Raw genomic sequence first — 13,936 nt, 5'->3', positions numbered from 1 at the left:
AGTGCGTATACTGCTTTCTTAGCGTCTTCTGTTTTTACTGATGCTCTCTTTCAACAGTTCTGCGGCCACTTTCGAGATGTTGTATAAGATGACCATGTTGTGGTTGTCGGTGGTGGAGAGTTGCTTGACGAAAGCGGTATTCCAAGCCTTTACCTCATCTATTGTGACGGGATGGTCGGTCTTTATCGGAGTGGGAGAGAAGTTATGCTGCACTTGTTCTATCACGCGAGTGATGTATCGACATGTCTCAATATCCTCTGCTGTGAGTGGTTTGCTGTAATAATGCGCCCCAAGAGCCGATACATACGACAGCAAAGAGTGGTGCATATAGGTCAGTGCATAGGCCTCTCGCTGTAACTTCCGCTTCTTCTTGGGTTCGGCATGCATACCCTTCCAAGCCTTTGCCAAGGCGTTATCAGCCTGATGAGCGGTGCGTCTGTTGTGATAATAAGCGGCTCCTCGCACATCGTTCTCGTAGATGGTGTTGAAATAGCGTAGCGTCTTGGTGATGGCATCAGTCATCAATTGCTGTAGATGGCGATATTGCCAATCGGGCCAAATATACCTTACGGCCAAGAAAGCCATGATAGAACCGAGCAGCGTATCGAGCAGTCGGTAGGTCATGACGGCTATACCGGTGCCAGTCTGTAGGTTGAATGCGGCAATCACGAACATGGTAATGAAGACCACGGCATACGTGTAGCGCTTGCGAACCCAATAGAAGAACGTGAATATAGAGAATAATAAAAGTACGATTTGACCAGCTACGGTGGGTAACAAATGAGCCCAAATGACGCCTAAGGCTACTCCGACAAAGGTTCCGAAGATACGTTCGAAGAGGCGTTGGCGCGTAGCTACGTAACTTTGTTGGCACACAAAGAGAATCGTCAGTACCACCCATGCGCCTTTGTTCATGTGGAAAGCCTCGACAAGGGCGTATCCCGCCACTAGGCAAATAGACAGTCGCACGGCATGGCGGAATCGCGGATGGTTCTCGTTGAAGAGAGCCCGAAGTCGTTGTTTCAGTGATGCCGGCTTGTATTGTAGTGTTTCTACGGGTACAGGCTCGCTGTGATGGCTGTCGTCGGCGTGTTCCAAGAGCAGCGAAATGCGCGACAGGTTGGAATAAAGCATGGACAGTGCGGCGTATTCGGGGTCGTCGGTACTCTCCTCCAATTGGTGTCCTACCACCTCTTTCGTCCATCGTAAGTCGGCCGGTAAGGCAAATCTTTCGCCCATAATAATCGTGTCGGCATAGTGCCGAATAGCTTCCGACAAGCAATAAAGATATTGCCCGAGTCCTTCGAGTAACAAAGGGTGTTTGCAACGACGGCTCAACACATCGTAACGTTGATGGGTTGAGGCTGCACGCTCGTGCAGTTGTTGCAACAATATCCATTGATGGTAAAGTGGAGCGAGCCCCTCTGTGCTTTTTCCACCAAGTACATCGAGGCACGAATAAATCACGTCTTTGCAGCTATCTATGCCGCGTCCCACGGCAATATTGCGCTCGGCCAGTTGTGTGCGCCCCGCTTTATACTCGTCTTTCGTACATGGGAAGAGTTCGGCTTTTACGCTTAGATAGTCGGCTAAATGCCCATAAGCCACGACCAACTGCTCTTTCAGCAATCGATAAGGACGTAGCGAAAGTAGCAAGAGAGAGATGCTGCCGTACATCAAACCGCCAAGTGGCAGCAGAATGGGTTGATAGTACCACGGTTTAATGCCCGCGCCGAGCATGGCATAGACCGACACGAGTAGCGCACCAAAGGTCACCCCTTGATACCGAGTACTTAGTCCGCCGAGTAGAATCAGTATGAACGACGTGGCTCCCAAGCCGATACCAAACAGCCACGGATAGTCTTTCAGCAGTTCGACGCTTGTACTTACAATCACGAAACTCACGATGGTAACGGCTAAACTGCGCATGCGGCCGAGTGGATGGTCGTCGTTTTCGGCTAAGGCAGCGCCTACTGCCCCTAGTGCCAACGTACATCCTACGAACGGTTCGCCAAATAAACAGCATGGTATCAACATCAAGGCGATAGCCAATGTCACCTTGAGAGCCCACAAATTGTCGGGATGTGTCCAGAAACAATCTATCCAAATCCGTCGTAATTGCCGTATGAAGGCGTTGTATGTCTTTGCTAATAATTTGTTCATACTTGTCTGCAAAGGTAGTGATTTTCCACGGATTAGGACATAAAAAATGACGTCTGAACGATAAAATCGTTCAGACGCCAACTCACAACAATTATTATTCAAACACCGTGGCAGCAATCTTCTGTACCAGTGCTATCTTTTTCCATTGCTCATCTTCTGTCAACTTGTTGCCAATCTCGCACGAAGCGAAGCCACACTGCGGACTTAAGCAGAGTCGTTCGGCCGGTATATACTGCTCGGCTTCCTTGATTCGGTCGATAATAGTCTGTTCATTCTCAAGTTCGGCACGCTTGGTGGTAATCAGTCCGAGCACCACTTTCTTGTCAGCGGGTATGTATTTCAAAGGTTCGAAACTTCCCGAACGCTCGTCGTCGAACTCTAAATAGAATGCATCCACATTCTCGTGGGCGAACAGATAGGGCGCGATGGCATCGTAACCTCCCTTACATGCGTAGGTGGAATGGTAGTTTCCACGACACACGTGGGTGTTGATTGCCAAGTCGGCAGGTCTGCCTTCGAGTGCCAGATTGTTCACGTGCAGATACTTCTTAGCCTCGCTTTCTATAGTAGCACCGTCGCCCATCTTCGCCTTCCAGTAATCTTCGTCAACTATCATGCCCCAAGTGCAGTCGTCGAACTGGATGTTTCGGCAGCCGGCCTCATACAAGTCGCGAATCACGGTGCGATAAGCGGCTGCTAAATCTTCCACCAATTCATCAAAATTAGGATAGATAGACTCCGTTTGCTTGGCATTGTCGCCACGGAAAAGCTCTGCTAATGTCTGTGCCGGAGCAGGGATTGTCTGTCTGGCCACGACTCCCGGACGTTCAAATTGCTTCACGTATTTGAAGTGTTCTACGAATGGATGGTTTTCTCCGGAGATTTCTCCGACCAGTTTGATAGACCCTTTTGTGGTCTCTTCGCCATGAAAGAAGTAGCCATGTTCGAGTTCAATGTGCTCTATTCCCTGCAATCCCCACATGAAATCGAGGTGCCAATAGCTGCGACGATATTCTCCGTCGGTGATGACATGTAGCCCTGATGCTATTTGTTTTTCTATCAACTCTTTGATGAGCCGGTCTTCCACGGCTTTCAGTTCGGCATCGCCAATCTCTCCATTGGCATACTTGGCTCTTGCAGTCTTCAATTCTTCCGGTCGCAAAAAACTCCCTACGATGTCGGCACTAAACGGTGCTCTAGTCTCTTCTCTCTTACTCATAGTCTCTATTTTATCTCGTTTTACCTTATTTCGTTGTTGTGAAGGCAAAGGTAAATGGTTTTACTTTTACTAGCAAATAATTTTGGTAAATAGGAATATTATGCTACTTTTGTCGGAAATATAATGCTTTGTGTAGAATATTATTCTATAAAAATGTGTTATTGGAGAGGTGTATAAAGGACTAAAAGAGACTTCCGCAATGGTTATGATGGCTATTGTAAGTCCCTTATCGCAATTGTATAATGATGGAAAATCTAGACGAAACCGATATTCGCATCCTACGCGAACTACAACAAAATGCCCGACTCACAGTGAAAGAGTTGGCTGCCAAGGTGCATCTATCGCCCACTCCAGTCTTCGAACGACAGAAAAGACTGGAGCGAGAAGGTTATATCAAGCGGTATGTAGCGCAGCTAGACAGCCGTAGACTTGGTACGGGTATCATCGTATTGTGTAACATTCGGTTGAAACAGCACTCCCAACACTATATTCAAGAGTTCATGGATGCTGTGCAAAATATAGAGCAAATCACCGAATGTTACAATATCAGTGGCGACTTCGACTTCATTATTAAGGTGCATGCTCGCGATATGCGCGATTATCAAGCGTTCATGTTGAATACGCTCGGTACGATAGATTGCATCGGAAGTCTGAACAGTGTCTTTGTCATTGGCGAAATCAAAGGCAGCCAAGGCATCCCTCTCCCACGTATCAACAGTCAAAACAAACACAACGTATGAAATATCTTATCATCTCAGACATACACGGTTGTCTGCCGGCATTGCAAAAAGCACTGAAATTTTACCGTGAAGAGCATTGCGATATGCTTGTTATTCTAGGCGACATATTGAACTATGGACCGCGTAATGGGTTGCCCGAAGGACTCGACCCACAAGGTATTGTGCGCGAACTCAATGCCATGGCCGACGAGATTGTGGCTATCCGAGGCAATTGTGATTCCGAAGTCGACCAGATGTTACTTGATTTTCCTATTATGGCCGACAGTATGTTGCTCGTTGATAGTGGCCGTCGTATCTTACTTACTCACGGTCATATCTACAACGAAACGAATATGCCACGCGGTCCATACGACGCCATCGTCTATGGGCATACGCATCTCTATAAACTCGAACAGCATGGCTCGCTCACTGTTTGTAACACCGGTTCCATCACTTTTCCTAAAGGTGGCAATCCGCCTACGATGGTTGTGTATGAGAATGGAGAATTTAAAATTATCGTATTACCATAAGACGAGGTAATACGATAATTTCTCTTTGATGCTTGGCGAGAGGTTTCGCCATATCAAGCTGGGGGATAAAAAGGGGTGGAAAAGAATTATTTCTGTTCTTTTACCAAATATACGACTACCGGAAGGTGGTCTGAGAAACCATCAAGCCATACTCCGCCGGCTGTCGTACGCAATGGAGCACCCTTGTATTTTCCTGTTTGTTGGAACAGATAATCACGACGGAAGATCTGTTTTTTCCAATATTTCAGTGTTGAGAAATCTTTCTTTCCGTCCTTATCAAGCAGTGTCGGTGAAAGAACTATTTGGTCGAAGAGATTCCAACTGCCGTTGTACATCAACGTACCGGTACCTTGTTTCGCGAGAATAGCGTAGAACGGGTTGTACATATCGTTCGGTCCAACTTCGGAGATGTCGCCCTTGGCCGCCAATCCTACTTTCATGCTGGCGTTCATGGGGTCGTCGTTCATGTCGCCCATCACAAACACTTTCAGGTCGGGATTGGCTTGCAACAAGCTGTCTTTTATCTTCTTCACCTGTCTACCGGCAGTCTCTCGATAGGGTGAAGTGTTGAAACGGCTAGGCCAGTGGCATACGATAACGCACACAGAATCGCCACCCAAGATTCCTTTCACGGTGAGATAACCGCGTGTATGGAATGCGGTGTCACCTTTCACTTCGTCTTTATATTGATAAAGGTGGCTCCATGTAGGCGTGAACAAACTTGGATTATACAGCAAGGCACAGTCGATGCCACGGCTATCGGGGCCTTCTATGTGTACAAACTGGAAGTTGCGGGCTTTCAAAGGTTCTTGAGCCACGAGGTCGGCCAAAGCCATTGAATCTTCCACCTCGCTCACTCCGATAAGCGAACAGCCCACGCCGGGCAATACATCGGTCCCCATATCGGCCAACGCCCTACTCATATTGCGAAGTTTATGTGTGTAGCGTAGCTTGTCCCACTTATAGATTCCATTAGGTAAGAAGTCGTAATCGCGCTTTCCCTCGTTATGAACAGTGTCGAAAAGGTTCTCTTGATTATAGAATCCTACAGCATAAACGTTGAACTTTTTCTGCGCTGTAGACATGATAGACACAAAGAGACATGCCATCAGCATCAAAGTTGTTTTTCTCATTACTTGCTTTTTTGCTTTTTGATATTACGTTAACCGACAAATATTTTAAAACTATACTTGTCTTTGCAAATGTCGTAAAATTATGCGAGAAATATCCCTTTTTTATGAATAAAAGTAATTTTATAAGGTGGAAATTCAAAAATAAGTACTTATTTTGCAAACAAAGTCAAATTTAAAAACAACCATGCAAAAGAAGATTAAACTTGCTGCGATAGCGATATGCTACTCATCGTTGGCATTTGCACAGTCTGTTGGTAATGGCCAAAAGAACGAAGTTCAGAACGAATCGGCTTTCACCTTTACCGAATCACAGCTTGGAGAAGATGACAATATCACCCAGAATGTGACCATCATCAATTCCAATTCCAATGTCTATGCCAGTGGTGTGGGTTATCTTTTCTCACCAGTGCGGTTCAGATACCGTGCTTTCAATCAGAAATACAACGAGGTCTATATCAACGGTATGCCCATGAACGATATGGAAAGTGGTCAATTCCGCTTCTCGTTGATTGGTGGATTGAACAACCAGACACGTAATTCTGATACATCACTCCCGTTTGAGAACAATGCTTATATGGTATCTGCCATGGCCGGTTCTACCAATTACGATTTCCGTCCGGCAAACATGCCGAGAGGTCATAGAGTCTCTATAGCAGCGGCCAACCGTAGTTATACCGCTCGTGGAGTGTACAGTTACAACAGCGGTCTCAATAGTAAAGGCTGGGCATTCTCTGCCGGTCTTACTTACAGATGGGCCAGTCGAGGCTATGTAGAAGGTACTTTCTACAATTCGTTGTCTTATTTCTTGGGTGTTCAAAAGGTGCTTGGCTCTCGCATGCAGCATTCGCTGAGCTTCACCACATGGGGTAATCCCACCGAGCGTGGTACTCAAGGAGCTGCCACAGACGAAAGTTACTGGTTGGCCAACGACTATCAGTACAATCCATATTGGGGTTATCAGAATGGTAAGAAGCGCAACTCGCGCGTGGTAAACGAGTTCTCTCCTTCTGCATTATTTACATGGGATTGGAAGATAGATAACGATATGAAGTTGACAACCACTTTGGGTGGTAAGCTCGGCCACTACAGTAGCACCAAACTCAACTATAATAACACCGACAATCCACAGCCCGATTACTATAAGCTTCTGCCTAGTAGCTACTATGATGTGTTCGATCCAACCGACACCGGTAATCGTACCGAGGCTTCGTTGGTGGGATGGACAAAGGCTTATAATTACCTTACGGCATCGAAAGCCAATCGGCAAGTCAACTGGGATCGCTTGTATTTAGCCAACGCCAATGCCTCGGCTCAGGGCGCAGATGCTATGTACTATGTGGAAAATCGTCACAGTAACCAAAGCATGTTGACCCTTGCGTCGACGCTTAATGCCAATATTAATAAACTCACGACATGGAATTTGGGTGTGATTCTCGCTACCAGTAGAACACATCATTATAAGACTATGGAGGATTTATTGGGCGCAACATCGTTCCACAATATTAATACTTACGCTTTAGGTACATACGCTCCGGGCGCTGACGAATTGCAATACGACCTTAACCATCCCAATGCTTTGGTAGGAAAGGGCGACATCTTCGCCTACGACTACAACATCTTTGTCAATAAGGGGTATGCTTGGACAAGCTTCACCCGCACATTTGGTCGCCTTCATGGATTGGCAGCTATCAAGGCCGGAGGCACTAGTATGAGTCGAGATGGCAAGATGCGCAATGGTCTCTTCCCCAATAATTCATTTGGTGGAAGCGGTACGGCAACCTTCGCCGAGGCAACCGGCAAACTGGCTTTGACGCTGAATGCAGGTCGTGGACACACGTTCTCCATGGGCGCAAGCTATGGTTGGAATGCTCCTACGGCTTCTGTAGCTTTCCAAGCTGCCGAGATGAACAACGATTTCGTCACCAATCTGAAGAACGAGCGTGTATTTAGTTCTGAGATAGGGTATCAATACCTCTCTTCTTGGCTCCATGCCAATGTCAGTGCACACTATAGTTATGTAGACCGTGTGACCGAATGGATTCCTATCTACTTCGATGATATCAATTCATTCTCTTATGTTTCGCTAACCAACAACGTCAAACGATTCTACGGAGTAGAAGCCGGACTCGACTTTAAGTTGTCGTCTGCCTTCAATCTCAAGTTCCTAGGAACTGTGAGCGAAGCCAAGTATGCCAACAATGCCAACGTTCGTTACCTCAACAGTACAAAGGGAACCTACGACACAGATGTGTTGTTGAACAAGGGAATGCGCGAATCGGGTACTCCTCTCACGGCTTTGAGTGCAGGCATTAGTTATCATCAGGGTGGCTGGTATGTCGACCTCAACGGCAACTACTACGACCGAATCTATCTCTCTTATTCCCCTTATTACCGCTATCAGAAGGTACTTGCCAAGCTCGGACGTGTGGACGAGAGCAACAATTACATCGTATCTTCGCAAGATAAGGGCAAGGGTGGTTTCATGCTCGATGGGTCTATTGGTCGAAACATCTATCTGAAGAAAGGTTCACTCTCTATCAACTTGATGGTAACCAATATTCTTAACAACCGTCGTATCGTGACCGGTGGTTACGAACAGAGCCGCTCAGACGCCACCGCTTCGGGCAATACACGTGGCTATAAGTTCTCTGCCAATCCTAAGAAGTTCTATGCTTACGGCACGAACGGTATGCTTAACATCACCTATAAATTCTAAACAGACATCGCAATGAAACAAATTCTATATTTCATCGTGGCCGTACTGACTTTCATGGCTACCGGCTGTATGAACAACGATTGGGATAATCCCGATAACAAGAATGCATTTGGCAATGAGAAAATCCAAGAAAGCAATGTCATAACCATTGCCAAACTCAAATCTCAGTATGCCGATTACATTTATCAAACGACTAATACATACACCGAAATCACCGACGATGTGCAGATAAAGGCTCGTGTTACGGGTAACGATGTGGGTGGAAACATCTATAGCGAAATCTCTGTCGACGACGGAACTGGTGCTCTTCTCATCTGTATCTCGCAGAATGGACTCTTTGGTTTCTTGCCCGTAGGTCAGGAAATCTTGATAGATTTGAAGGGGCTTTACATCGGTGGATACGGTCAGCAGGCCGAGATTGGTATACCATATACCAATGCACGTGGCAAGAGTTACGTGAGTCGAATGAGCCGTTATATTTGGAATGAGCACTTTAAACTCATTGGTACGGCCGACGCTTCAAAGGTTACGGTCGAAGATTTCGATGGTAACAAGATGAAAGATGCCAACTATCTCAAGTCTAATAGTGGCAAGTTGATGACCATTAAAGGCGTGAAGTTCAATGAAGGTAACGGTACCGACACCTATGCTTCTACCGGAACGCCTGATGCAGCCAACTGTGTGAACCGTGGTCTTGCTGGTTATAATGCGTCCAATCTTGTAGTTCGCACAAGCACCTATGCTGATTTCGCTGCTTCAAAATTACCTACTAAGACTGTCGACATCACCGGTATCTTCACCCGATACGGCAATACATGGCAGATACTCGTGCGTACCGAAGCCGACGTGAAGTAAATATCAATTACCCAAGTAAACAAAAAACAACCATAATATGAAAAAGATTTTTTATTCAATGATCGCAATGGCTATGGCAGCCATGATATTTACAAGTTGCGAAAATGTTCCCGCTCCATACGAAGTTCCCGGCAGTGGAAACACAGAAACGGCTGCTATTTTAAAAGAAACCTTCGCTTCTAGCTTTGGTTCCTTTACCGTTGAGACTCCGAAAGGAATCGCATGGGTTATCAGTCACAACACTGCTACGGCTACAGGATATGTAGATAAGAAGAATACCGAGAGCGAGAGCTATCTAGTTTCGCCAGAAATAGACCTTACCAAAGTCGAAAAAGCTAACTTGCAATTTGATTATATCTTGCAGTATGCCAATAATGAGGGAGCCGACAAAGTGCTTATTACCAAGAATTATACCGGAAAACCTGCCGAAACTCAATGGGAAGACATCACCGGAACATTGACGCCGGGCACTCCGGGCGAATGGTCTACATTCGCACACTATGCTAAGAACATCGACGCTAAGTATCTTGGTGGCAAGTGTCGCATTGCTTTCTACTACAGTGGCACAGCAAAAGGTTCTAGGACATGGGAAATTAAGAATGTCGTAGTGGCTTCAGGCGAAGTTGAAGAACAGAAAGAAGTACTCCCACCTGTTACCGGTACGGGTGAAGGAACAAAAGATTCTCCTTACAATGTAGAGAAAGCTACTAGTCTTATTGCTGCAAAACAAAACGATAGAAACGCAGAAGTCTATGTTAAGGGTATCATTACCAAGGTAGACAGTGTAAGTGCTAAATACCACAACGCTACTTATCAGATTGCCGATACCAAGGATGGTACGAACACCCTTATTATATTTGGTGGTCTGAACTTGGGCAAAGCTAATTTCAACAACGAGAAAGAAGTGCCTGTAGGTAGTACTGTTGTCGTAGTTGGTAAACTGGTAGAATATAAGGGACTGAAAGAGATGTCTGCTAAAAACTACATCTATTCTGTCGATGGCAAGACCGCTCCGGAGAAACCTGATACCCCAATTGGAGAGGCAAAGGGCGATGGTAGCGAGGCTAAACCTTTCAACGTAGCCGGTGCCTTGGCTGAGATTACAGCGAATCCCAAGGACGAGAAGACTGCTACCGACTCTTATGTGAGCGGTGTAGTTTGTAAAGTTGATAAATTTAATAAGAGTTATAACAGTCTCACCTATTATATCTCAGACAACGGTAAAAATGAGAATGCTCTGCAAATATACAGTGGATTGAGAACTAAAGATAATCCTTTCAAGGCAGCAACCGACTTAAAGGTGGGCGATAAAGTAACAGTGAAAGGAAAACTGATAGATTTTAAGGGAACCAAGGAGGTTGCCAAGAACAGCATTATTACGAAGTTTGAGACTGGCTCTGGCACCACTACTCCCGATGTAAAACCTACTGAGGGCAGTGGTTTGACTATCGAAGGCACCACAGTTACATTGACCAACAGCAAGTTTACAGCCGGTCCGTCTGTCACAATAGATCTTAGCAAGGCTGGACTTACAGATAAGAAAGAAGTTGCTCAAGTTGCATTGAGCGATGGAAGTACCATCGAATTTAGCAAGGGAACAGCTTCTACCAATGCTAAATTTTATGCTCAGAGTAAGGGTATCCGTTCATATGCGGGTGGTATTATCACCTTTACAGGTAAGAACAATATTGCTAAGATTGTGATTACTTGTGATAATTTCCGAGGTGCAAATGTTGGTAATGCTGATGCTTCTGTTGTTTACGATGGCAAGAAGGTAGTATATACCAATTCAAAGACAGACCCAAAGAAGCAGATTCGTCTACAAACTGTCACTATCTATTACGCTAAGTAATAGCTTATCATATATAGGTGTGCCAAGAGAAATACACTTTTGGTGCACCTATTTCTTTTTATTTATTATCCATTTATTTCATGTTCAGGAAACTATTTACTATCTGCACGGCTGCATTCCTTTTTGTAGCGTGTTCAAGTAACGACGATATAATCCCCGACAATGAAACCAATAACGCCAATGCCAACGATGCCTCTGTATTCCCGGAATACGCCCGTTTGGAATTTCCCAAGCTTAAAGGGGGAGCCAACAATCGTGTCCTTATCCATAAAAGCAATGATGGTTTCGGTGTCAACTACTGTACCGAGTGGGACGATAGCAAGAAGTCGCAGCGCTGGTCGTGCTATCAACTTTATAAGAGCAACCTTGCTACAGGTAAGGGAGTAAAGCGTTATGTGGCTGATAGGCGGAAAGGTGAGTTGCAATACTTCCAAGATGAACTTATTCCGGCTATGTACCGATTTGCTTATGACCCATATTATAGAACTGGATACGACCACGGCCACATCTGTCCTTCTGCCGACCGACTCTATACGCAGACTGCTAACATCGAGACATTCTATCTTTCCAACATGCAACCGCAGTCGCATGCGTTCAACGATGGAGTGTGGAAAAACATGGAGACTGCCGTTCGCCAGTGGGGGACTCGAAATAATTATGGGTTTGCCGACACCCTTTATGTGTGCAAAGGTGGTACCATTGATAAGAACGACTATATCCTAAAGAGGCTGTCTAGCGGCCTTATCGTGCCTAAATACTTTTGGATGGCTATCTTGCGCGTGAAAGATGGACAGTACAATGCCATCGCTTTCTGGGTAAAGCACGAAGACAACAAGGATACAGCTTTGGCCAAGTATGCCATTTCTATCAACGATTTGGAGAAGAAACTCGATATTGATCTCTTCTGTAATCTGCCCGATGACCGCGAAGAACGAATAGAATCTTCAGTGAATATCAATCTTTGGGGATTGCAGTAAATGCTGAGTTGTCGCGCTGCATTCGCTCTTTAAGTTGACAAGTGTACAAGTGAACGAGTAGGCAAATAGACGAGTTTAGGCTTTAGTTTTAAAGTTTTTGGGTTGATAAGTTATTGGTTGAGTTTGTAAGTTCATGAGTTTTTGAGTTGAAAACTATTGGAGTGGGATTTAGAAAAGAGGAATTTCCTGCCTGAAAGGCAGCCTTTTCATAGCCGGATGCCTTTAGGCTTCCGGAGCACAATGATAAAGAAAGATCGAGTCTGAAAGACTCCCCTACATATAAAAGGTTATATATCAACTAATAAAAAAGATATTTCTTGTCAGGCGAATTGCATTCGCCCTGAATAATTACACCAACGGCAATGAACTGCCAATGAGCTTCTGATAGATGTCAAGGGCATAGACATCGGTCATTCCACTGACGTAGTCGATGACGGCCATGATGCAATTTTCGAGGTTGGCATTGCGAATATCGTACTGGCTGCTTACCAAGTTGATAAGCTGTTTGGAATGGAATTTATTGGGATTGACCACCGCATCGACGAGTGTATCCATCAATGTCTCCATGATTTTATAACCGCTCAGTTCGGTGTCCAACACAGGTTTGCTAGTGTAAATCAGTCGGTACGACTCCTTGGCACATCGTTGATAGGCATCGCGTTGTAGCGGGTTGATGTGGTCGACAAGGCATCCTTTGAACGTTCCGGCAAGTATCTCGTCTTCGTGTTCAACGAAGGTTGCCACACATTCGCTTTCCAGTTTGCCGATAGCACAAGCTCGCATGTAGACCACGCGTTCGTTCTCGTCGGTTATATGTTCATCTTCGATACGTTGTTTTACACGTTCCTGTTCCTCCGGAGAGAGGAAACCGAGCAGCAAGTCGCTCGTCTGTTCGTAGGAGAGGATGCGTAGTTTATGCGAATCTTCAATGTCCATGACCTCGTAACAGATGTCGTCGGCCGCTTCAACGAGATATACCAACGGGTGTCGGGCGTATGCCAACGGTTCGTCGGGAGCCGAGTGGCGAATGATACCTAGTTCTTCTGCAATCTTACAATAAGTGTCTTGCTCAAATTGGAAGAACCCGAATTTGCCGTGATGACCATCTTGTCCTGACGAAAATGGGTATTTGACGATACTCGCAAGTGTCGCGTAGGTCATGGCAAAACCACCTACACGGCGACCATTAAACTGGTGGGTGAGCAGTCGGAAAGCGTTGGCATTACCTTCAAAATGGGTAATATCGCTCCAAAATTGACGGCTCAAGCGAGCCTTGAGAGCTGCTCCGGCCCCCTCTTCAAAGAAAGCTTGTATGGCTTTCTCACCGCTATGACCGAATGGCGGATTCCCCATGTCGTGCGCCAGACAGGCTGTGCTGACGATGGTTCCTATCTCTTCGAAAAGCGTACCGACCAGTTCGGGATGGCGTCGCTTCAATAGTGTGGCCACATCGTTGCCTAGCGACATGCCTACCGAGGCCACTTCGAGCGAGTGGGTGAGGCGATTGTGTACGAATACTGAGCCCGGAAGAGGGAATACCTGTGTTTTATTTTGCAGTCGACGGAAAGGAGCCGAGAAGATAAGACGATCGTAATCACGCTTGAATTCCGAGCGGTCGTCGTGCCGATTGGCATGTTTATATTCTTGTCCTAGTCGTTTGTTGGATATGAGTTGTAGCCAGTTCATGTGCTGATAGCGTCTTTTATAGGTTGACTGGGAGTCTGTCCCATCGCATTGTTTGACAAAAGTAGCAATAAAAAGTCATAACCTTG

Annotated in this window: 10 protein-coding genes; 6 read left to right on the top strand and 4 right to left on the bottom strand. The window is 45.8% G+C overall.

Annotated elements, in window-relative coordinates; translation table 11 throughout:
• Positions 1-18 precede the first annotated feature (18 nt).
• On the bottom strand, positions 19-2,163 hold the full coding sequence (locus AC1EK4_RS04930; protein WP_231725601.1) for an FUSC family membrane protein: 2,145 nt from the start codon (positions 2,161-2,163) through the stop codon (positions 19-21).
• 94 nt (positions 2,164-2,257) lie between these two features.
• A complete protein-coding gene (locus AC1EK4_RS04925) occupies positions 2,258-3,382 on the bottom strand; it encodes a 5-methyltetrahydropteroyltriglutamate--homocysteine S-methyltransferase (protein WP_036896854.1) in 1,125 nt (374 codons plus the stop codon).
• A gap of 242 nt (positions 3,383-3,624) precedes the next feature.
• Here AC1EK4_RS04925 and AC1EK4_RS04920 point away from each other — a divergent pair, with 242 nt between their 5' ends.
• Positions 3,625-4,122, top strand: a complete 498-nt coding sequence (locus AC1EK4_RS04920) for an Lrp/AsnC family transcriptional regulator (RefSeq protein WP_369793918.1) — start codon at positions 3,625-3,627, stop codon at positions 4,120-4,122.
• Positions 4,119-4,631 (top strand): phosphodiesterase, encoded by a 513-nt coding sequence (yfcE, locus tag AC1EK4_RS04915; protein WP_036896779.1) that lies wholly within the window; start codon positions 4,119-4,121, stop codon positions 4,629-4,631. The genes AC1EK4_RS04920 and yfcE overlap by 4 nt, the downstream gene beginning before the upstream one ends.
• Positions 4,632-4,717: 86 nt before the next feature.
• Here the strand turns inward: yfcE and AC1EK4_RS04910 are convergent, their stop codons facing one another.
• Entirely contained in the window at positions 4,718-5,764 is a 1,047-nt protein-coding gene (locus AC1EK4_RS04910) for an endonuclease/exonuclease/phosphatase family protein (protein ID WP_480357234.1), read from the bottom strand.
• A gap of 184 nt (positions 5,765-5,948) precedes the next feature.
• On the opposite strand from AC1EK4_RS04910, the gene AC1EK4_RS04905 reads away from it, so the two are divergent.
• The 4 genes from AC1EK4_RS04905 (at position 5,949) to AC1EK4_RS04890 (ending at position 12,164) form a co-directional block, all read left to right on the top strand.
• On the top strand, positions 5,949-8,480 hold the full coding sequence (locus AC1EK4_RS04905) for a TonB-dependent receptor (protein ID WP_480357232.1): 2,532 nt from the start codon (positions 5,949-5,951) through the stop codon (positions 8,478-8,480).
• A gap of 12 nt (positions 8,481-8,492) precedes the next feature.
• Positions 8,493-9,335 carry a DUF5689 domain-containing protein gene (locus AC1EK4_RS04900; RefSeq protein ID WP_062433414.1) on the top strand — a complete coding sequence of 281 codons (843 nt, stop codon included), beginning with the start codon at positions 8,493-8,495 and terminating at the stop codon, positions 9,333-9,335.
• Between the two features lie 37 nt (positions 9,336-9,372).
• Complete coding sequence (locus AC1EK4_RS04895) at positions 9,373-11,187, top strand: choice-of-anchor J domain-containing protein (RefSeq protein WP_480357230.1); 1,815 nt, start codon at positions 9,373-9,375, stop codon at positions 11,185-11,187.
• Between the two features lie 80 nt (positions 11,188-11,267).
• Positions 11,268-12,164 (top strand): DNA/RNA non-specific endonuclease, encoded by an 897-nt coding sequence (locus AC1EK4_RS04890; RefSeq protein WP_036896783.1) that lies wholly within the window; start codon positions 11,268-11,270, stop codon positions 12,162-12,164.
• 348 nt (positions 12,165-12,512) lie between these two features.
• Here the strand turns inward: AC1EK4_RS04890 and dgt are convergent, their stop codons facing one another.
• Positions 12,513-13,850: a dGTP triphosphohydrolase gene (gene dgt / locus AC1EK4_RS04885; RefSeq protein WP_480357228.1), complete on the bottom strand. Its 1,338-nt coding sequence runs from the start codon at positions 13,848-13,850 to the stop codon at positions 12,513-12,515.
• Positions 13,851-13,936: the final 86 nt, after the last annotated feature.

The sequence above is a fragment of the Prevotella sp. C0026C3 genome (assembly GCF_056590795.1).
Note: the sequence above shows the minus strand (reverse complement) of the source record. Positions and strands in the feature narration are given on the sequence as shown.